Annotated in this window: 18 protein-coding genes; 13 read left to right on the forward strand and 5 right to left on the reverse strand. The window is 66.2% G+C overall.

What is annotated here, in order from left to right; translation table 11 throughout:
• Positions 1-26: 26 nt before the first annotated feature.
• On the forward strand, positions 27-1,133 hold the full coding sequence (locus ASC78_RS08540; protein WP_055799296.1) for a substrate-binding domain-containing protein: 1,107 nt from the start codon (positions 27-29) through the stop codon (positions 1,131-1,133).
• A gap of 34 nt (positions 1,134-1,167) precedes the next feature.
• Entirely contained in the window at positions 1,168-2,607 is a 1,440-nt protein-coding gene (locus ASC78_RS08545) for an MFS transporter (protein ID WP_055799299.1), read from the forward strand.
• A gap of 16 nt (positions 2,608-2,623) precedes the next feature.
• On the opposite strand, the gene ASC78_RS08550 is transcribed toward ASC78_RS08545, so the two are convergent.
• Positions 2,624-3,898 carry an SUMF1/EgtB/PvdO family nonheme iron enzyme gene (locus ASC78_RS08550; RefSeq protein ID WP_055799302.1) on the reverse strand — a complete coding sequence of 425 codons (1,275 nt, stop codon included), beginning with the start codon at positions 3,896-3,898 and terminating at the stop codon, positions 2,624-2,626.
• 134 nt (positions 3,899-4,032) lie between these two features.
• Here ASC78_RS08550 and ASC78_RS08555 point away from each other — a divergent pair, with 134 nt between their 5' ends.
• From ASC78_RS08555 to ASC78_RS08565, 3 genes are all read left to right on the forward strand, one after another.
• Positions 4,033-4,572 (forward strand): TRAP transporter small permease subunit, encoded by a 540-nt coding sequence (locus ASC78_RS08555; RefSeq protein WP_055799306.1) that lies wholly within the window; start codon positions 4,033-4,035, stop codon positions 4,570-4,572.
• An 87-nt stretch (positions 4,573-4,659) separates the two neighbouring features.
• Entirely contained in the window at positions 4,660-6,198 is a 1,539-nt protein-coding gene (locus ASC78_RS08560) for a TRAP transporter large permease (protein ID WP_055799308.1), read from the forward strand.
• 6 nt (positions 6,199-6,204) lie between these two features.
• The gene (locus ASC78_RS08565; RefSeq protein WP_055799309.1) at positions 6,205-6,675 is read left to right on the forward strand and encodes a hypothetical protein; all 471 of its coding nucleotides are present in this window, start codon (positions 6,205-6,207) and stop codon (positions 6,673-6,675) included.
• A gap of 94 nt (positions 6,676-6,769) precedes the next feature.
• Here the strand turns inward: ASC78_RS08565 and ASC78_RS08570 are convergent, their stop codons facing one another.
• From ASC78_RS08570 to ASC78_RS08585, 4 genes are all read right to left on the reverse strand, one after another.
• Entirely contained in the window at positions 6,770-7,852 is a 1,083-nt protein-coding gene (locus ASC78_RS08570) for a TRAP transporter substrate-binding protein (protein ID WP_055799312.1), read from the reverse strand.
• A gap of 112 nt (positions 7,853-7,964) precedes the next feature.
• Entirely contained in the window at positions 7,965-9,821 is a 1,857-nt protein-coding gene (gene dxs, locus ASC78_RS08575) for a 1-deoxy-D-xylulose-5-phosphate synthase (protein WP_055799681.1), read from the reverse strand.
• Positions 9,822-9,859: 38 nt separating this feature from the next.
• On the reverse strand, positions 9,860-10,780 hold the full coding sequence (locus tag ASC78_RS08580; protein WP_055799315.1) for a polyprenyl synthetase family protein: 921 nt from the start codon (positions 10,778-10,780) through the stop codon (positions 9,860-9,862).
• Positions 10,777-11,043, reverse strand: a complete 267-nt coding sequence (locus ASC78_RS08585) for an exodeoxyribonuclease VII small subunit (RefSeq protein ID WP_012746712.1) — start codon at positions 11,041-11,043, stop codon at positions 10,777-10,779. Before ASC78_RS08585 ends, ASC78_RS08580 begins: the two co-directional genes overlap by 4 nt.
• Before the next feature lie 292 nt (positions 11,044-11,335).
• Here ASC78_RS08585 and ASC78_RS08590 point away from each other — a divergent pair, with 292 nt between their 5' ends.
• The 8 genes from ASC78_RS08590 (at position 11,336) to ASC78_RS08625 (ending at position 19,708) form a co-directional block, all read left to right on the forward strand.
• Complete coding sequence (locus tag ASC78_RS08590; protein ID WP_055799318.1) at positions 11,336-12,475, forward strand: aromatic ring-hydroxylating oxygenase subunit alpha; 1,140 nt, start codon at positions 11,336-11,338, stop codon at positions 12,473-12,475.
• A gap of 22 nt (positions 12,476-12,497) precedes the next feature.
• Positions 12,498-13,415 carry a DMT family transporter gene (locus tag ASC78_RS08595; protein ID WP_055799322.1) on the forward strand — a complete coding sequence of 306 codons (918 nt, stop codon included), beginning with the start codon at positions 12,498-12,500 and terminating at the stop codon, positions 13,413-13,415.
• A gap of 37 nt (positions 13,416-13,452) precedes the next feature.
• Positions 13,453-14,361, forward strand: coding sequence for a sulfurtransferase (locus tag ASC78_RS08600; protein ID WP_055799325.1), 909 nt, complete (start codon positions 13,453-13,455; stop codon positions 14,359-14,361).
• Entirely contained in the window at positions 14,358-14,942 is a 585-nt protein-coding gene (locus ASC78_RS08605) for a DUF2796 domain-containing protein (RefSeq protein ID WP_055799329.1), read from the forward strand. Before ASC78_RS08600 ends, ASC78_RS08605 begins: the two co-directional genes overlap by 4 nt.
• Positions 14,943-14,946: 4 nt before the next feature.
• Positions 14,947-15,693, forward strand: coding sequence for an ABC transporter ATP-binding protein (locus tag ASC78_RS08610; RefSeq protein WP_055799331.1), 747 nt, complete (start codon positions 14,947-14,949; stop codon positions 15,691-15,693).
• A gap of 10 nt (positions 15,694-15,703) precedes the next feature.
• The gene (locus tag ASC78_RS08615) at positions 15,704-16,966 is read left to right on the forward strand and encodes an ABC transporter permease (protein ID WP_055799335.1); all 1,263 of its coding nucleotides are present in this window, start codon (positions 15,704-15,706) and stop codon (positions 16,964-16,966) included.
• Between the two features lie 4 nt (positions 16,967-16,970).
• A complete protein-coding gene (locus ASC78_RS08620) occupies positions 16,971-17,609 on the forward strand; it encodes a DUF3299 domain-containing protein (protein WP_055799337.1) in 639 nt (212 codons plus the stop codon).
• Between the two features lie 149 nt (positions 17,610-17,758).
• Positions 17,759-19,708 (forward strand): DUF3300 domain-containing protein, encoded by a 1,950-nt coding sequence (locus tag ASC78_RS08625; protein WP_055799344.1) that lies wholly within the window; start codon positions 17,759-17,761, stop codon positions 19,706-19,708.
• Positions 19,709-19,711 lie beyond the last annotated feature (3 nt).

Raw genomic sequence — 19,711 nt, forward strand, 5'->3', positions numbered from 1 at the left:
GCCTCCATTCCCGCCCGCCAGCCCCCGTGCATCAGATCGACCTTTCCTACGCGATCCGTCCCCGCCGCAGCGGTTCGCGGCAGGTCCGCAATCCGCTGATGCAGATGCTGCAGGCGGTGCGCGAGCACGGCTCCATCTCGGCCGCCGCGCGCGCACTCGGCCTTTCCTACCGCCATGTGTGGGGTGAACTCAAGCACTGGGAACACACGCTCGGCCGCCCGCTGATACAGGGTGAACAGGGCCAGCGCGCCCAGCTTTCCGAATTCGGCGACAAGCTGCTGTGGGCCGAGCGCCAGGCCCAGGCCCGGCTGGCGCCGCAGATCGAGGCACTGCACGCCGAACTGGAGCGCGCCTTCGCCCTCGCCTTCGATGACCGCACCCACGTACTGAGCCTGCACGCGAGCCACGACGATGCGCTGGCGCTGCTGCGCACCCATGCCGCGGGCACAGCCCAGCTGCATCTGGACATTCACTTCACCGGCAGCGTCGATGCGATCCGTGCGCTCAACCAGGGCCGCTGCGTGATGGCGGGCTTTCACACGGTAGAGCATCCGCCGCGCGGTTCGCTGGTCCAGCGCACCTATCAGCCGCTGCTCAAACCCGGGCAGCACAAGATCATCGGCTTTGCGCGGCGCACGCAGGGCCTCATCGTGGCACCGGGCAACCCGCTGCGCTTGCGCTCGCTGGCCGACGTGGTTCGGCTGCGGGCGCGCTACGTCAACCGGGCGATCGGCAGCGGCACGCGCGTGCTGCTCGATGAACTGCTGGCGCAGGCCGGGCTCGATGCCTCGGCGCTCGCGGGCTACGGACGCTCTGAAACCTCGCACGCCGCCGTGGCGTATGCAGTAGCGTCGGGCCAAGCCGATGCCGGGCTCGGGCTCGAATCGGCGGCCCACGCCGTGGGGTTGGGCTTCGTGCCCCTGGTGCACGAGCGCTACCACCTCGCCTGCCTCAAGTCGGCGCTCGAGCAGCCGGCGATGCAGGCGCTGGTGGCCGTGCTGCGCAGCGAAACCTGGCAGCACCTGCTGGGCACGCTGCCCGGCTACGAAACCGCAGCCAGCGGCGAAGTGCAGTCGCTGCGCGCGCTGCTGCCCTGGTGGACCTTCCCCCGCGAGAAGAAGCACAGCCACTAAAGGCCGCAAAAGCACATGGGTTAAGGTTGAGCCCATGACGACAGCTGCAGTGCACAGCGACATTCCTGCCCGTCTCGACCGCCTGCCCTGGTCGCGTTGGCACTGGCGCGTGGTGATCGCACTCGGCGTGGCCTGGGTGCTCGACGGACTCGAGGTGACGCTGGTCGGCTCGATCGGCGCCGTGCTGGAGCGGCCCGACACGCTGGGGCTCAGCGCCGGCCAGATCGGCTGGTCGGGTTCGATCTACATCGGGGGCGCGGTCATAGGCGCCCTGCTCTTCGGCCGCCTGACCGACCGGCTCGGGCGAAAGAAATTGTTCCTGGTCACGCTGGTGGTCTACACCCTGGGCACGCTGGCCACTGCGTTCTCGCCGGACTTCGCCTTCTTCGCGTTCTGCCGCTTTGTCACGGGCCTGGGCATCGGCGGCGAATACGCGGCCATCAACTCCGCCATTGACGAGCTCATTCCTGCGCGTGTGCGCGGCCGCGTCAACCTGGCGATCAACGGCAGCTTCTGGATTGGCGCGGCGCTGGGCGCCGGGCTTAGTCTGGTGCTGCTCGATGCGCGCGTGATCGGGCCCGTGTGGGGCTGGCGCGCAGGCTTCGCATTGGGCGCGGTGCTGGCGGTGGCCATCCTGCTGGTGCGGCGCAACGTACCCGAAAGCCCGCGCTGGCTCATGGCGCACGGCCGCGCCGACGAGGCGCTGCGCATCATCGAGGACATCGAGGCCCAGGTGCGCGCGCAGCACGGCCCGCTGCCGGTGGCCGAAGGCCGCGTGGCCTACGCCAGCGGGCGCCACCGCAGCCCGTCCATGCGCGAAGTGGCGCACGTGCTGCTGCGCCGCTACCGCGAGCGCAGCGTGGTCGCCGTAGCGCTGATGGTCTCTCAGGCCTTCTTCTACAACGCGATCTTCTTCACCTACGCGCTGGTGCTCACGCGCTTCTACGGCGTGGCCGAAGACAACGTGGCGCTCTACATTTTTCCGTTCGCGCTTGGCAATGTGCTCGGGCCGCTGCTGCTGGGCCCGCTGTTCGACAGCGTGGGCCGGCGCAAGATGATCGCGCTCACCTACGTGCTCGCAGGCGTCGGGCTTGCGCTCACCGGCTGGGCCTTCATGATGGGCTGGCTCGATGCGCGCAGCCAGGCGCTGTGCTGGTCGGCGGTGTTCTTCCTGGCCTCGGCCGCCGCAAGCTCGGCCTATCTCACCGTCAGCGAAGTGTTCCCGCTCGAGATGCGGGCCATGGCAATTGCGGTCTTCTACGCCATAGGCACAGGCGCGGGCGGCTTCGTGGCGCCGGTGCTGTTCGGCATGCTGATCGAAACAGGCAGCCGCGGCGCGGTGATGGTGGGCTATGCGATCGGCGCGACGCTGGTCATCGTCGCGGGATTGCTGGCCTTGCGCTATGCGGCCGATGCGGAGTGCAAGCCGCTCGAGGAAGTGGCGCCGCCGCTCTCGTCAGGCGGCATTCCTTAGCGACGCCGAAGGCGAGTCACAGGCTGCAGGTTCGAAAGCCGAAGAAGCCATCGTCGCGGCCCGGCAGTGCAAATCCGCGACGGTGCGCCGAACGCAGCCTGGCGCGGGTCGCGAAGGAGCCGCCGCGCAGCACGCGCGCCTTGCCGAATGCGGCGGTGGGATCGAACTCGCCGCCCGCGCTCCAGGGATCGGCGCGAAAGCCGGGCCAGGGCCGCAGCGTGTTGGCCGTCCATTCGTGCACGTCGGCCCACCGAAAACCGCGCCGTGCCGCGGTCAGCGCAGCGATCTCCCATTCGACCTCGGTCGCGATGCGACGGCCGGCCCACCGGGCCCAGGCATCGGCCTCCCACCAGCTCAAGTGCACCGCGCTGTGGTGGCCGGCCGCTCGCACCGTGGCGCCGAATCGCTGCTGCAGCACGGAGCCGCCGGTGCCATGGCGTGCGGCGCCGATCTGCTCGACGTGGCGCGGCCCGCGCCGCCCCTCGACCTGCGAAGCCAGCCAGCGCCAGCCTTCCGGGTGCCAGAGTTCCTCGCGGTCGTAGCCGCCTTCGTCGACAAATTCGATGTACTGGTTCCACGTGACGGGTTGGGCATCGATCTCGAACTCGGGCACGTCGACACGGTGCGCGCCGCACTCCTGCGCAAAGGCAAAGCCGCAGCCCTCGGACAGGCCCATCTCCCATCGGGTGGCGGGCAGCAGCAGCGGCTCGCGCGTGACGGCGGCGGGCGTCGGCTCGATGCCGAGCGGCAGCCCCAGGGTCTGTGCCATCACGATGAACTGCTCGCCGCGCAGGTCTTCGTGGAACAAGGCAAGGCGATAGAAGTACAGCCCCGGATCGGTCTCGGCCGCATGCTCGAGCAGTTCGAGCGTGCTCTCCAGCGTCTCGAGCAGATAGGCCTTGGTTTGGCCGAGGTCCGGCAGGCCGGGCAACCAGAGCTGCGCACGCGACGCTTGCGTCGGGTTCCACCAGTCGTCAGCGTTGGGATCGATGGCGGCCAGCCGGGTCGGACGCACCGGACACTCGGCACCGAAGGCCCGCTGCGTGTTGCGCCCGATCCACCATTCGGCGAACCAGCCGATGTGCCCGGCCAGCCAGATCGGCGGCACCACGCTGGCGTCGTCCGTGCGTGCGATGTCCAGCGCGGCCGAACCCAGCGCCTGCTCGTAGAGCGACAAAAGGTGGAGTGTGTGGTTGCGCGCGTCGATGAGCGCCAGCGACAACAGTTCGCGGCCCGCCCGCTGCATGTCGGGCGAATCGATCGAGTGCGATAGGGAAAGCGGCGCAGCCATTGCCTCATTATGGTGCTCAGGGAAACCCCCCGATGAGCATCAGCGGCCACTCAGCATAGCCGCGTTAACATCGCAGGCTTTGTGCCGATTGCTCACAAGGCAACGCACTTTTGTCATCTGGCCGGGAGACCCCCTTGTCCGCACTTCTCAAGTTTTCGTTCTGGATGGACTGGATCAGCAGCCAACTCGGCAAGGTTGCCGCGTTCACGGTGCTCTCCGCGGCGCTGATTTCCGCCGGCAACGCCTTCGTCCGCTTCGGCCTCAACACGAGTTCCAACGCGTGGCTCGAAATCCAGTGGTACCTGTTCGCCGCCACGGTCATGCTTGGCGCGCCGGTGGTGCTCAAGCTCAACGAGCATGTGCGCGTGGACATCATCTACGGCAAGCTCAAGGGCCATGGGCCAGTCTACGTGGACTTGTTCGGCCTGCTCTGCTTTCTGCTGCCGGTGATGGGCATCATCGCCTGGCTCAGCTGGCCGCTTTTCTACAGCATGCTGCTGTCCGGCGAAATGTCGAACAATTCGGGCGGACTGATCCGCTGGCCCGCCATGCTGCTGCTGCCGCTGGGCTTTGCCTTGATGTTCCTGCAGGGCGTGTCGGAAGTGATCAAGCGCGTGGCCTACCTGATGGGCCGGATCGAGATGGACACGCACTACGAGAAGCCGGTCCAGTGACCGCCGCTCTTCCCGTTTCGGCTCACCGCGTGAAGCCGCACACCTCGCTCGCCGCGCACGGCCAACACAGCTGAACACGAGATAACTATGCAGATGGAAAACTTTGCGCCGATCATGTTCGGCGGGCTGGTGCTGATCATGCTGATCGGCTTCCCGGTGGCGTTCTCGCTGGCTGCGCTGGGCATGGCGTCCGGCTTCTTCGCAATCCAGATGGGCTGGTTCCCGGCGGTGTTCATGGAGAACCTGCCGATCAACATCTTCGGCATTTTGTCGAACGACCTGCTGCTGGCGATCCCGTTCTTCACCTTCATGGGCGCCATCCTCGAGAAGTGCGGGCTTGCCGAAGACATGCTCGACTCGATGGGCCAGCTGTTCGGCACCGTGCGGGGCGGCCTCGGCTACTCGGTGATCATCGTGGGCTTCATCCTCGGCGCCATCACCGGCACCGTGGCAGGCCAGGTGATTGCCATGGCACTGATCTCGCTGCCCGTGATGATCCGCTACGGCTACAACATGCGCTATGCCACCGGCGTGCTGGCGGCGTCGGGCACCATCACGCAGCTGGTGCCGCCTTCGCTGGTGCTGATCGTCATGGCCGACCAGCTGGGACGCTCGGTGGGCGACATGTACCGCGGCGCCTGGGGCCCGTCGATTCTCCAGGTGCTGATCTTCGCGGGCTACACCTTCATGCTCGGCATGATCAAGCCGCATCACATTCCGGGCATTCCCAAGAGCGCCCGCACGCTGAGCGGCGCCAAGCTGTGGGCCAAGTGCCTGCGGGGCATCATTCCGTCGGCCATCCTGATCTTCGCCGTGCTGGGTTCGATGGGCGGCCTGCCGGGCATCGACACCGCCATCGCAACGCCCACCGAAGCGGGTGCCATGGGCGTGGTCGGCGCGCTGATCCTCGCGGCCATCCACAAGCGGCTGACGCTGTCGCTCATCTGGGAAGCCATGGTCGGCACCATGCGGCTCACCGCCATGGTGGTGTTCATCCTGATCGGCGCGCGCGTGTTCTCGCTGGTGTTCCAGGGCGTGGACGGCGCCAAGTGGGTCGAGCACCTGCTGACGGGCCTGCCGGGCGGACAGATCGGCTTCCTGATCGTGGTCAACCTGTTCATCTTCTTCCTGGCCTTCTTCCTCGACTTCTTCGAGATCGCCTTCATCATCTTGCCGATGCTGGGTCCGGTCGCGGCCAAGCTGGGCATCGACCTGGTGTGGTTCGGCGTGCTGCTGTGCGTGAACATGCAAACCAGCTTCATGCATCCGCCGTTCGGCTTTGCGCTGTTCTATTTGCGAGGGATAGCCGACACGCTGTTCAAAGAGAAGCGGATTGCCAAGCCTGTGTTGTCGAGCGACATCTACATGGGCGCGATCCCCTGGGTGCTGATGCAGCTAATCCTGGTCGCAATCGTGATCTTCGTGCCGCAGACGGTGACCATGTTCCTACCCAAGGAAGAAACGATCGATACCGACAAGGTGCAGATCGAGGTGCCAATCGACGACATGACCCCGAACTCCGGCGCGGAGAGCGGCGGCGGTGGTGAAAATCCATTTGGCGATGCGCCCAAGGAAGAGGCCCCGGCCGCTCCTGGCGCGGGCAGCACCGAGCCCGAGAAGAAGTAGGCACCTTTGGGTCCCGCACCGTTTCGTTTCGAACCGTCCGGTGGCGATGCAGTCGAGGGCCAGGCGTTTTCGCTGCCCTTCAGGCTGCTGGCCACAGTGATCGTAGGCGGCTGTGCCTTCTGGCTGGCACAGCTCTGGTCGGTTGGGGCGCTGGGCAGCGCCAAGACGGGCGGCCTCGGCTGGTTCCTCGCAGGCATTGCACTGATGGGCTGGACCTGGTTCCACATCATGACCAGCCGCACCCGCATCGACCGGCAAGGCCTGCACCAGCGCTGGATCTGGGACAAGCACATGGCGTTCGACGATCTCGCGTTCGGCAAGCTGATACGCGTGCGGGGGCTCGACTGGCTGATTGCACCGCGGCTCTACGTGCGCACACTGGTGGGCAAGTTCGCAGTGTTCTATGCGGCCACACCCGAACTCCTCGCTGACTTCGAGCGGCTGGTGGCCGAACTCAAGCAGGCACGCAGGCTCTGATTGCGCGGCTGTCCATGCAGCCGTCACCAAGTCGTCACCAAGTGCCCATAAAAAAACCGCGCATCGCGCGGTTTTTTTATGGCTGCCTTGAAGCTCAGAGCTTCATGGACTGCATGTAGTTGTCGAAGCGGCCTTCGGCAACGCGGAACCATGCCACCTGATCGCGCTGGAAGGCCAGGAAGTCAGCGTAGATCTTCTTCCATTCCGGGCTCTTGGCGCTGTTTTCTTCGTAGACCTGCAGCGAAGCCTTGTACGAAGCGTCGAGGATTTCCTTGCTGAACGGCAGCAGCTTGGTCTTGGCGCCGATCAGTTGCTTGAGCGCGGTGGGGTTGCGGGCATCGTACTTGGCCAGCATGTCCTGCGCGGCCATTGCGGAAGCTGCCGCGATGATGGCCTTGTTCTCGGGCGACAGGGCGTCGAAGGCCTTCTTGTTGATGAAGAAGTCGACCTCTGGGCCGCCTTCCCACCAGCCGGGGTAGTAATAGTTTGGAGCCACCTTGTTGAAGCCGAGCTTCTGGTCGTCATAGGGGCCCACCCATTCGGCGGCGTCGATCGTGCCCTTTTCCAGTGCCTGGTAGATCTCACCGCCCGGAATGCTTTGCGGCACCACGCCAAGCTTGGTCATCACGTCGCCAACCAGGCCGCCGCCCAGGCGCATCTTCAGGCCCTTGAGGTCGGCCGGGGTCTTGATTTCCTTGCGGAACCAACCGCCCATCTGGGTGCCGGTGTTGCCACCGTTGAAGCTCACCATGCCGTAGGTGCCATAGAACTCGTCCATCAGCTTGCGGCCGTTGCCATGCATCATCCATGCATTCATCTGGCGCGCGTTCATGCCGAAGGGAATGGCCGAACCGAGCGCGAAGGCGGGATTCTTGCCGTAGAAATAGTAGGGCACCGTGTGGGCAGCTTCGACCGAACCCTGCTGCACACCGTCAACCACGCCGAAAGCCGGCATCAGCTCGCCAGCCGCATGCACCGAGATCTCGAACTTGCCACCCGACATGGCCTTGACTGCGTTCGAGAAAACTTCGGCCCCCCCGTAGATCGTGTCGAGCGGCTTGGGAAAGCTCGATGCCAGGCGCCAGCGGACAGCGGCTTGCGCATGGACTGCGGGCGCAATGCCGGCGGCCAGAACGCCGGCGATGCCTGCGTTTTTGATGAGGGAACGACGATCCATTGAATTCACTCCGAGTGCATTGGAAAAAACGAAACGCGGCTTGTGGCCGCGTCGACGACTTTTGTGAGTCGCAACGATTGTAAAAACGCGCTTACAGGCGATCCGCCGGGGTTTACCCTGCGACAGCGCCGAAGCGACGCGCGATCGAAGCTTGGATGCCCGCGGCATCGAGGCCGATGGATGCCAGCAGCTTGCCCGGATCGCCGTGTTCGATGAAGCGGTCGGGCAGGCCCAGCTGCAGCACCGGCTTCAGCAGGTCTGCGGCCTGCAGTGCCTCGAGCACCGCACTGCCCGCGCCGCCCATGACGGAGCCTTCTTCGAGCGTGACGATGGCATCGTGCGTGCCTGCCACCTGCAGCAGCAGGTCGACGTCGAGCGGCTTGGCCCATCGCATGTTGACGACCGTGGCGTCGAGCGGTTCTGCGGCGGTGAGTGCCGGGTACAGCAAGCTGCCGAATGCGAGGATGGCGATGCGCTTGCCTTCGCGGCGCACCTCGCCCTTGCCGAAGGGCAGCGCGTCGAGCGCGAGATGCGGCGTCACACCGGCGCCCGCGCCGCGCGGATAGCGCACGGCCACCGGGTGGTTCTGCTCGTAGGCGCTCGACAACAGCTGCCGGCATTCGCGCTCGTCGGCCGGGCAGGCAATGCTCATGTTGGGGATGCAGCGCAGGAACGAGATGTCGTACGCGCCCGCGTGCGTGGCGCCATCGGCGCCCACAAGGCCCGCGCGGTCGAGTGCGAACACCACCGGCAGGTTCTGGATCGCGACGTCGTGAATGAGCTGGTCATACGCGCGCTGCAGAAAGGTCGAGTAGATTGCAACCACCGGCTTCAGGCCCTCGCAGGCCAGGCCGGCTGCGAACGTCACGGCGTGCTGCTCGGCAATGCCGACGTCGTAGTAGCGGTCCGGGAAGCGCTTTTCGAATTCGACCAGGCCCGAGCCTTCGCGCATCGCGGGCGTGATGCCCACCAGCCGGCCATCGTGCGCCGCCATGTCGCACAGCCACTGGCCGAAGACCTGCGTGAAAGTCTGCTTGGCAACCGCGGCGGACTTGACCAGCCCGACCTGCGGATCGAACTTGCCGGGACCGTGGTAGGCCACGGGGTCGGCCTCGGCGAGCTTGTAGCCCTGCCCCTTCTTGGTGACCACGTGCAAGAACTGCGGGCCCTCGAGATGCTTGAGGTTCTCGAGCGTGGGCACCAGCGAATCGATGTCGTGGCCGTCGATCGGCCCGACGTAATTGAAGCCGAACTGCTCGAACAGCGTGGCCGGAACCACCATGCCCTTGGCATGCTGCTCCAAGCGCTTGGCCAGTTCGAACAGCGGCGGGGCCGCGCGCAGCACGCTCTTGCCGACGTTCTTGGCGGCAGCGTAGAAGTTGCCGCTCATCAATTGCGCGAGATAACGGTTGAGCGCGCCCACGGGCGGGCTGATCGACATGTCGTTGTCGTTCAGGATCACCAGCAGCTTGCAGTCGCACACGCCCGCGTTGTTGAGCGCCTCGAAGGCCATGCCGGCCGTGAGCGCGCCGTCGCCGATGATGGCCACGGTGTGGCGGCCTTCGCCCTTTTGCTTGGCTGCCATGGCCATGCCGAGCGCGGCCGAGATGCTGGTCGACGAATGCGCGGTGCCGAAGGTGTCGTACTCGCTTTCACTGCGCTGCGGAAAGCCCGAGATGCCGCCGATCTGCCGCAGCGTGGGCATGCGTTCGCGCCGGCCGGTGAGTATCTTGTGCGGGTAGGTCTGGTGGCCCACGTCCCACACCAGCCGGTCGTGCGGTGTGTTGAATACGTGGTGCAGCGCAACCGTGAGCTCGACCGTACCAAGGTTGGAGCTCAGGTGGCCGCCGGTGCGCGAAACGTTGTCGAGCACGCAGGCGCGCACCTCGTCGGACAGCTGCTTGAGCTGTGCGCGGTCGTAGTGGCGGATCGGCGACGGATCGTGAAGCGTGGGAAGCAGCGGTGCCATGGAATCGTCGTGGTTCTTCTTATCCATCTATGAACAGTTCATCGGTCGCGGTCGACGACCATGTGGGCCAGTGCGCGCAGTGCCGCGGTGTCGGCAAGGCCGCTGCGGTCCAGCGCCGCAAGCGCTTCGGCAAGCAGCTGACGTGCCTGTGCAAGCGCACCGTCGAGGCCCCATAGCGAAACGTAGGTGGGCTTGTCGGCCGCGGCATCCTTGCCAGCCGTCTTGCCCAGGGTTTGCGAATCGGCCGTGACGTCGAGGATGTCGTCGACCACCTGGAATGCCAGGCCGATGGCGGCGCCGTAGTCGCGCAGCGCATCCAGTGCGGCAGGCGCGATGGCGCCAGCGCAGGCCGCGCCCATCTCGACGCTGCCCTGCAGCAGTGCGCCAGTCTTCAGGCGGTGCATTTCGCGCAACTGCGCTTCGCTGAGCGCCATGCCGACGCTGGCAAGATCGATCGCCTGGCCGCCCGCCATGCCCTGGCTGCCCGCGGCGCGCGCCAGCAGGCGGCACAGCGTGGCCTGGATGGAGGCCGGAATTTCATCGCCGTCGGGCGTGAGCAGCTCGAAGGCCAGGGCCTGCAGTGCATCGCCGGCCAAGAGCGCATCGGCCTCGCCGAACTTGACATGCACCGTGGGCTTGCCACGCCGCAGCACGTCGTTGTCCATGCTGGGCAGGTCGTCGTGCACCAGCGAGTAGGCGTGGATCAGTTCCGTTGCGCAGGCCGCGCGCAAAGCCGCGGCCGCATTGCCGCCGACTGCTTCACTCGCGGCCAGCACCAGAAGCGGACGCAGCCGCTTGCCGCCGTCGAGCACAGCGTAGCGCATGGCATCGCCAAGCAGCACCGGCGCATCGACACCGACCCAGCGCGAAAGCGCCGCCTCGACACGCGCTAGATGCGGCTCGCTCCAGTTGGCCAGCCGCAGCGCGTCCCAATGGCTCACGTTAACTACCCCGCTCATTCGGCAGTCCAGGGCTTGAGGCTCCCCGCGTCGAGCACCTTGATCTGGTCTTCGACCGCCTGCAGCTTTTCGCGGCAGAAGGCGAGCAGTGCGGCGCCGCGCTGGTAGCTGCCGAGCAGCTGATCGAGCGGCAGTTGGCCGGACTCGAGTTCTGCAACCAATTGTTCCAACTCCTGGAGCCCGGCTTCGTAGCTGGCCGGCAGCGGCCCGGTGTCGGGCGTGGCGGCCGGGCTGGACGTGGCGGAAGAAGGAACCTTGGGCATGCGAACGAACGAGTGTGAAATCAAGCATTTTAGGTCGGGGAACCAAAGGGCCGCCGGCCGCCCCGAAGCACGCGGCGGATGGCGGCCGAACGGGCCACGGGCGTCGGCCACGGCGGTTCGGCGCGGGCATGTGAAAAGCCACGGGCGCTGCGGTGCCCCCTTGGGTACAATCCGAGCTTCCCTTGCCGGCCACCCCGGCACAACTCTTCGGGCCGTCGCCCCTTCGGACTCCAGACGGCGCCTTCCGTTTTTTCTCTTTTTTCTCCCTGTGGGGAGCTTGGTCAGGTCCTCCATGTCTGATTTAAGTCTTCAACTGCAGCAGGCCGCGAGCCAACTTCCAGTTTCCGCGTACTTCGACGAGTCGCTCTACGCGCGCGAAATGCAAACGCTGTTCGCGCAAGGGCCGCGCTACGTGGGCCACCGCCTCGCGGTGCCCGAGTTGGGCAACTTCCACACCCTGCCGCAGGAGCATCAGGGCCGCGCGCTGGTGCACACGCCCAAGGGTGTCGAACTCATTTCGAACGTCTGCCGGCACCGGCAGGCGCTCATCCTGCAAGGCCGCGGCCAGCTCGACAACCAGACCGGCGGCAACATCGTCTGCCCGCTGCACCGCTGGACCTACGCGGCCGCCGACCCGCGCGCCACGGGCACGCTCATTGGCGCGCCGCATTTCGACCAGGACCCCTGCCTCAACCTGCACAACTATCCGCTCACCGAGTGGAACGGCCTGCTGTTCGAGGGCGGCCCGAACGGCGTGGGCCGCGACGTGGCGGCCGACATGGCCGAACTCGGCCCGCGCGCCGATCTGGACTTCACGGGCTACGCGCTCGACCGGGTCGAACTGCACGAGTGCAACTACAACTGGAAGACCTTCATCGAGGTCTATCTCGAGGACTACCACGTCGGCCCGTTCCACCCGGGCCTTGGCAGCTTCGTCACCTGCGACGACCTGCGCTGGGAGTTCAACCGCAACTTCTCGGTGCAAACGGTGGGCGTGGCCAACCGGCTCGGCCGCGCGGGCAGCCCCATCTACCAGAAGTGGCAGGAGCAGCTCCTCAAGTACCGCGAGGGCAAGCCGCCCAAGTACGGCGCCATCTGGCTCACCTACTACCCGCACGTGATGGTCGAGTGGTATCCGCACGTGCTCACGGTGTCGACGCTGCATCCAGTGAGCCCCACCAAGACCCTCAACATGGTGGAGTTCTTCTACCCCGAGGAAATCGTCGCGTTCGAGCGCGAGTTTGTCGAGGCCCAGCAGGCCGCCTACATGGAAACCTGCGTGGAAGACGACGAGATCGCCGAGCGCATGGATGCCGGCCGCCGCGCTCTCATGCTGCGCGGCGACGACGAGAGCGGCCCCTACCAGAGCCCGATGGAAGACGGCATGCAGCAGTTCCACGAGTGGTACCGCAGCGCAATGCAGAACGCTTGAACACATAGTGCAAGCACTCTGGATGGTGCTGGGCGCCTTCTTGTTCGCCACCATGAGCGTGGTGGTCAAGGTGGCATCGGCCTGGTTCAACAGCGGCGAGATGGTGCTCGGACGCGGACTGATCGGCATCGTGTTCCTGTGGCTCCTGTCGCGCAATCGCGGTGTCTCGTTGGCCACCCGCTACCCCGGCATGCACGCCTGGCGCAGCACCATCGGCGTGGTGTCGCTGGGTGCATGGTTCTACGCCATCGCCCACATGCCGCTGGCCACCGCGGTCACGCTCAACTACATGAGCAGCGTATGGATCGCGGCCTTCCTGGTCGGCGGCACGCTGCTCGCGTGGGTGCCTGTGCCCGGGCGCGATGGCCGCGTGCAGCGCCCGCCGCTGCAGGGCCCGCTGGTGCTGACGGTGCTCGCGGGTTTCGTGGGCGTGGTGCTGATGCTCAAGCCTTCGGTCAACGCGAACGAAGGTTTTGCGGGCCTGCTGGGCCTGCTCTCGGGCCTCACCGCGGCGTTTGCCTACATGCAAGTGGTCGCGCTGTCGCGCATCGGCGAACCCGAACTTCGCACCGTTTTCTACTTTGCAGTGGGCTCGGCCGTAGCGGGTGCCTTTGCCACCGCCGCCACCGGGTTTTCGGGCGGAGATTCGTGGACGTGGCAGCATGCGCTGTGGCTGCTGCCGATCGGCCTCTTGGCCGCCCTCGGGCAGCTTTGCATGACGCGCGCCTACGCCACAGCCAAGACACAGGCCGGCACGCTGGTGGTGGCAAATCTGCAGTATTCCGGCATTGTCTTTGCGGCGTTCTACAGTGTGGTGCTGTTCGACGATCGCATCGACGCCGCCGGCTGGGCCGGCATGGCGCTCATCATCGTGAGCGGGATCGCAGCCACCGTGCTGCGCCAGCGCGCAGTACCCAAGGCGCCAGCCGAAGAACACTGAACCGTATCGTATTCAGCGACAACGAAGGAGCCGCACCATGTACACCACCCTCGTCAGCGTCGAACAACTCCAGCAGCTGCAGTCCGGCAGCGTGCCTCTGATGGTCTTCGACTGCAGCTTCGATCTCATGAAGCCCGAGGCGGGCGCGCAGCAATATGCCGCCGCGCACATTCCGGGTGCCGTGTATGCGAACTTGGACACCGACCTCAGCGCGAAACATGGCCTGCCTGGCGCACAGGGCGACGTGGTCGTCGCGCGGGATGACGGCGTGCCGGCCTCGGGCGGGCGCCATCCGCTGCCCAGCCGCGAGAAGTTCGCGGCCTGGTTGTCGAGCGTCGGTTTTTCCAACGACATGCAGGCCGTGGTGTACGACCGCAACGGCGCCAACTACTGCGGCCGCCTCTGGTGGATGCTCAAGTGGATGGGGCACGACGCGGTCGCCGTGCTCGATGGCGGCCTGCAGGCATGGCAGGCCGCGGGCGGCGAAGTCACGAACCGCGAAGAGCCGACGCACTTCCAGTCGAACTTCGTGCCGGGCGAGCCGCTGGCAAAGCTCGCGACCACCGACGCCGTGGTGCGCCGGCTCGGCCAGCCTGACCAGAACCTGATCGACGCGAGAGCCGCCGCACGATATCGCGGCGAGGTGGAACCTCTGGACCCGATCGCGGGTCACATCCCCGGGGCTATCAATCGGCCCTTCGCCGAAAACCTCGGCCCCGACGGCAAGTTCAAGCCGGCATCGCAATTGCGTGCCGAGTTCGAAGCGCTGCTCGCGGGACGCGATCCGGCGACGGTCGTCCACCAATGCGGCAGCGGCGTGAGTGCTGTGCCCAACCTGCTTGCAATGCAGATCGCCGGACTGGGGACCACTGCGCTCTATGCCGGCAGCTGGAGCGAATGGAGCAACACGCCGGGGCTGCCGACCCGGCAAGGCGCAGAACCATGAATCAGACCCGACTTCGACGACGCATTTCATCCGGCTTTGCAATTGCCGCGGCATTCCTCGCAGCCGCCCCATTTCTTTCAGCACAGGCCCAGCAGCAGCATGCGCACGTGCACGGTCAGCTCAAGCTCGACGTGGCCATTGACGGCCCCACGGTCGTGATCAGCATGGAATCGCCGCTCGACAACATCGTAGGCTTCGAACGAGCACCAAAGACCGATGCCGAGAAAAAGACCGCCGAAGACGCAATCGCCCAGCTGCGCGCGGCGGACAAGCTCTTTGCGATCGACCCGGCAGCCAACTGCAAGCTCGGTCCGGTCGACCTGCGCTCCAGCGCGCTCGGCCTCGGCAAGCCGGATGCGAGCGAGCCCGAGGGCCATGCAGACCTCGATGCGGCCTTCTCGTTCAATTGCACCAATGCGGCCGCGGCAAAATTCATCGACGTGAATCTTTTCGCCGCCTTCAAGGGCACGCGCCAGATCGATGCACAGATCGCGTCGGCGCAAGGCCAGTTCAAGCGCCAGCTCAAGCGCCCCGCCGGTGCGCAGGCCGCGCAGCCGGTGCGCTTGAGTTGGGGCAAGTAAGGCCGTGAGCACCGCCCCCCAGGGCGAGTCGTCTGCACTGCGCGTGGTGCTCGCCGTCGAAGCACTGCGCTTCGCGTGGCCCGGCATGAAGGCGCCGTGTATCGACATCGAGGCCTTTCGCATCACGGCCGGCGAGTCGGTCTTTCTGCACGGACCGAGCGGCTGCGGCAAGAGCACGCTGCTGTCCCTCCTGGCCGGCGTGCTGGTGGCCGATGAAGGCCGGGTCACGCTGCTGGGGCACGACTGGTCCAAGCTTTCCGGCGCCGCGCGCGACCGCAGCCGCGTGGCGCACGTGGGATACATCTTTCAGCAGTTCAACCTGCTGCCATACCTGAGCGTGCTCGACAACGTGCTGCTGCCGTGCCGCTTCTCGCAGCGGCGCGAGTCGCAGGCTGCGCGCGGCGGCAGCTCGCGTGAACAAGCAGAACACCTGCTCGACCAGATGGGACTCGACCGACATCTGTGGAAACGACAGGCCATGCAGCTCTCGGTCGGCCAGCAGCAGCGCGTGGCCGCGGCGCGCGCGCTCATCGGCCAGCCCGAAGTGGTGATTGCCGATGAGCCCACTTCAGCGCTCGACGAAGACAGGCGCGAAGCCTTCCTCGACGTGCTGCTGACGGCCTGCTTGGTGAACCACAGTGCGCTGGTGTTCGTGAGCCACGACCAGCGCATCGCGCAGCGCTTTGCGCGGCATGTGCTGCTGCCCGAAATCAACCGCGCGGCTTCGGCTGCGATGGCGGTGGACGCATGAAGGCCTGCCGATGAGAGCACTTTTTTCGATCGCCTGGCACAGCGCCTGGAACCGGCGCTTCACGCTGGCGCTCACGGTGTTCTCGATTGCGCTGTCGACCTTTCTGCTGCTCGGCGTCGAACGCATACGCACCGAGCTGCGCGAGAACTTCGCATCGTCCGTATCGGGCACCGACCTGATCGTGGGCGCACGCACGGGCTCCACGCAGCTGCTGCTGTATTCGGTGTTCCGCATCGGCGCGGCCACCAACAACATCTCGTGGAAGAGCGTGCAGGCGCTGGCCGCGCACCAGGGCGTCGACTGGGTGGTGCCACTCTCGCTCGGCGACTCGCACCGCGGCTTCGCGGTGCTCGCCACCTCGCCCGAATACTTCAGCCGTTTTCGCTATGGCGACCGCCAGCAGTTGAAGCTGCGTGAAGGCAAGCCCTTCAGCGAACTGTTCGACGCGGTGGTGGGCGCCGAAGTGGCCGACAAGCTCGGATACCACGTCGGCCAAAGGATCACACTCGCGCACGGCAGCGGCGAGCTCAACACGGCCGAACATGCCGACAAGCCCTTCACGGTGGTCGGCGTGCTCGCGCGCACCGGCACGCCGGTCGACCGCACGGTGCACATCGGGCTCGAAGCAATGGAAGCCATTCACCTCGAATGGGTGGGCGGCGCGCCGATGCCGGGCGTCAAGATTCCGGCCGAACAGGTGCGCAAGTTCGACCTCACGCCCAAGAACGTGACGGCCGCACTCGTGGGCCTGAAAAATCGCGCCGCCGTGTTCGGCGTTCAACGCTGGATTTCCACCTACACCGGCGAACCGCTGATGGCCATCCTGCCGGGCGTGGCGCTCGACGAACTCTGGAGCGTGATCGGCATCGGCGAGAACGCCTTGCTGCTCATGTCGGCGCTGGTTGCGCTGGTCAGCCTTGCGGGCCTTGTCTCCGTGGTGATGGCGGGGCTGAACGAAAGACGTCGCGAACTGGCCGTGCTGCGTGCCGTTGGCGCCAGCCTGCGCCATGTGCTGGCACTGCTTGCGCTCGAAGGGGCCATGGTGACCGTGCTGGGCGTGGCCTTTGGGGTGGTGATGGCCGTGCTCGGCATCGCCCTGCTCGCGCCATGGCTGCAGTCGCAGTTCGGACTGACATTGAGCCTTTCAGAACCTACACTGAATGAATGGCTGCTGATGGGAAGCCTACTGGTGGCGGGTTGGTTCGCAAGCCTTTTGCCCGGCATCCGCGCCTACCGGCTTTCTCTTGCCGACGGCCTCTCTCCGAGGATTTGAAACCATGCGCATCGCAAAGAAGACACCTACGCTCCGAGCTTTTTCCCGGCTTTCGATGCTGCTCGCCGGCGCCGGCCTCGCTGCTGCCACATGGGCCGCCGAACCCGCGCCCAAGGACACGACCGCATCGAACCCGCTCGGCGGCAAGGCTGCGCCGCCTGCTGTGGCCAAGGCCGCTCCGGGCCAGCCCCGACAGATCACCTGGGAAGAGCTGGTGCCCAAGGACTGGGATCCGGCCAAGGAATTCAAGGGCATGGACCTGAGCGCACTCAACGACGGCGACCCGCGCGCCAACGAGCTGCTCATGAAGATGCAGGAGGTGTCGAACAACGCGCCGACCAACCCGGCCATGAACGGCGCGGACATCAAGATCCCGGGATTCATCGTGCCGCTTGAAGAGGCCAAGGGCGAGGTGACCGAGTTCCTGCTCGTGCCGTACTTCGGTGCCTGCATCCACACGCCGCCGCCGCCGGCCAACCAGATCCTGCACGTGGTCACGCCAAAGGGCGCCAAGTTCCGCGCCATGGACACGGTGTGGGTCACCGGCAAGCTGAAGACGCTGCGCAACGATTCGATGATGGGCGTGAGCGGCTATCACGTGGACGCGACCAGCGTCACCAAGTACACAGGCGGCGCCAAGTAGCCCTGTCCTGTGGTTCTGCGCCGACAAGGCGGGCGGCGCAGCACCGACACAGACCGTTGCATCGTCGATGCAAGCTGGCGTCGTCGCCACCGGTGGCGCGCCGTTGAAGAGTTTCGAGGGCGTGACCTCTACGCCCACAGGAACTTTAGATGACAACATCATTCCGCCGCACGCCCACCGCGCGGCTCCTGACGATCTCGCTGTGCATCAGCGCGCTCGCCATCGCCGGCTGCAACAAGACCGACACCACGCCTGCCGTCCAGGCACCTGCGCCTCCAGCGGCCGTTGCACCCGCACCCGTACCTGCACCCGCCGCTCCAGCGCCTGCAGCCTACACGCCGCCTTCGGCCGAGCAGCTCTACCAGCTTGTCGCTCCCATCGCGCTGTATCCCGACAAGCTGGTGGCGCAGGTGCTGGCCGGCGCCACCTATCCGGACCAGGTTACCGCCGCGCATGGCTGGCTCGCGCAGAACACTTCACTCAAGGGCGGACCGCTCGCTGACGCAGCCAACCAGCAGCCCTGGGATCCGAGCGTCAAGTCGCTCACGGCATTCCGCCCGGTGCTGGACCAGATGGCCGGCAACATCGCGTGGACCGAGGCGCTCGGCCAGGCCTACTACAACGATCCGGCCGATGTGATGAACGCCATCCAGGTGATGCGCCAGCGCGCATCGGCGGCGGGGCGGCTCAAGAACAACGACAAGCTGCGCGTGGCGCGCGCCGCGGCACCGCAGAACTACACACCGGCGCCCGACGTGCAGCCCATCTACGCCGGCCCCGCCGTGATCGAGCCACCGCCGCAGTTCATCACCATCGAGCCTGCGCGGCCGGACGTGGTGTATGTGCCGAGCTATGACCCACAGCGGATCTACGGCGAGCCGGTGCCCGTGTACCCCGGCTATGCGTATGCCCCGCCGGTCGAGGTTGCGCCCGGCTACAGCCGCGGCCAGGTGGCGGCGGCCGGGGCATTCACCTTCGGGCTCGGCGTGGTCGTGGGGGCCGCGCTCGAACGCCACGACTGGGGCTGGCGTTCATGGGACGTGAACTGGGGCGCGCCGCGCTACCGCGACAGCGACCGGAACCGCGCGGTGCAACCGGCCTACGCCCGGCCTGCCGTGGTCTACAACAACAGCACGTACATCTCGCGTTCGACGACGGTGGTCAACAACGTGCGGAATGTCTACAACATCAACAACAACGCGCCGCGCGGCGTGCCGCCTGGCACTCCCGCGGCCAATTTCGCGGGCGCTCCGGGCTTGGTTCAGCAACGAAACGCGCAACTGGCGCAGCAAGAGCAACAACAGCAAGCCCGGCAGCAGCAGCCACAACAGGCCTTCATGCGCCAGCAGCAGGAGCAGCAACAAGCCGGGCAGCAGGCGCAGCAGTTGCAGGCACGCCAACGCCAGCAGGAACAACAGGAGCGACAGGCTCGTCTTCAACAGCAACAGCAGCAAGACCGGCTGCAGCGCCAGCAAGCGCAACGGACGCAGCAGGCTCAGCAACAAGCACAACAACAACAGGAGCGGCAGGCCCGGCAGCAGGCGCGCAACGGTCCTCCGCAAGCACCGCAGGCCCTGCTTCAACAACAACAACAACAACAAAAGCAACAGGACCAGGCGCGACGGCAACAGGCCCAGGAGCAACAGGCGCGCGCTGCCAGTCAGCAGGCTCAACGGCAACAGCACCAACAGGCCATGCAGGAGCGCCAGCAACAAAGGCAGTCGGCGCAGCAGGAGCAAGCACGGCGGCAGCAGATGCAGCAGCAACAGCAAGCCCAGCAGCAGGCCCGCGTGGCCCAGCAACAGCAGGCTCAACAGCAACAGATGCAGCGGCAACAGGCGCAGCAGCAGGCCCGACAACAGCAGCAGCAAGAGCAGATGCAGCGGCAGCAGCAACAGGCGCAGGCCGCGCGCCAGCAACAGCAACAACAGTTGGCGGTGCAGCAACAGCATCAGCAACGCCAGCAGCAGGCGCAGCAGCAGCAGATCCGCCAGCAACAACAACAGCAACAGGCCCAGCAGCATGCGGCCGCCGCCGCCGCGGCAGCCCATCGCCGTCCGCCCGGCCGACCGGGCGAACCGCCTAAGGACCAGCCCTGACGC

The organism is Variovorax sp. Root318D1 (assembly GCF_001424835.1).
Lineage (GTDB): Bacteria > Pseudomonadota > Gammaproteobacteria > Burkholderiales > Burkholderiaceae_C > Variovorax.

Bases quoted from the DNA above. Each gene is read 5' to 3' on its own strand.
- ASC78_RS08545 (WP_055799299.1), top strand. From the start codon at position 1,168: ATGACGACAGCTGCAGTGCACAGCGACATTCCTGCCCGTCTCGACCGC.
- ASC78_RS08620 (WP_055799337.1), top strand. From the start codon at position 16,971: ATGCGCATCGCAAAGAAGACACCTACGCTCCGAGCTTTTTCCCGGCTT.
- ASC78_RS08585 (WP_012746712.1), bottom strand. From the start codon at position 11,043: ATGCCCAAGGTTCCTTCTTCCGCCACGTCCAGCCCGGCCGCCACGCCC.
- ASC78_RS08570 (WP_055799312.1), bottom strand. From the start codon at position 7,852: ATGGATCGTCGTTCCCTCATCAAAAACGCAGGCATCGCCGGCGTTCTG.
- ASC78_RS08590 (WP_055799318.1), top strand. From the start codon at position 11,336: ATGTCTGATTTAAGTCTTCAACTGCAGCAGGCCGCGAGCCAACTTCCA.
- ASC78_RS08625 (WP_055799344.1), top strand. From the start codon at position 17,759: ATGACAACATCATTCCGCCGCACGCCCACCGCGCGGCTCCTGACGATC.
- ASC78_RS08550 (WP_055799302.1), bottom strand. From the start codon at position 3,898: ATGGCTGCGCCGCTTTCCCTATCGCACTCGATCGATTCGCCCGACATG.
- ASC78_RS08560 (WP_055799308.1), top strand. From the start codon at position 4,660: ATGCAGATGGAAAACTTTGCGCCGATCATGTTCGGCGGGCTGGTGCTG.
- ASC78_RS08615 (WP_055799335.1), top strand. From the start codon at position 15,704: ATGAGAGCACTTTTTTCGATCGCCTGGCACAGCGCCTGGAACCGGCGC.
- ASC78_RS08605 (WP_055799329.1), top strand. From the start codon at position 14,358: ATGAATCAGACCCGACTTCGACGACGCATTTCATCCGGCTTTGCAATT.
- ASC78_RS08595 (WP_055799322.1), top strand. From the start codon at position 12,498: ATGGTGCTGGGCGCCTTCTTGTTCGCCACCATGAGCGTGGTGGTCAAG.
- ASC78_RS08580 (WP_055799315.1), bottom strand. From the start codon at position 10,780: ATGAGCGGGGTAGTTAACGTGAGCCATTGGGACGCGCTGCGGCTGGCC.
- ASC78_RS08600 (WP_055799325.1), top strand. From the start codon at position 13,453: ATGTACACCACCCTCGTCAGCGTCGAACAACTCCAGCAGCTGCAGTCC.
- dxs (WP_055799681.1), bottom strand. From the start codon at position 9,821: ATGGCACCGCTGCTTCCCACGCTTCACGATCCGTCGCCGATCCGCCAC.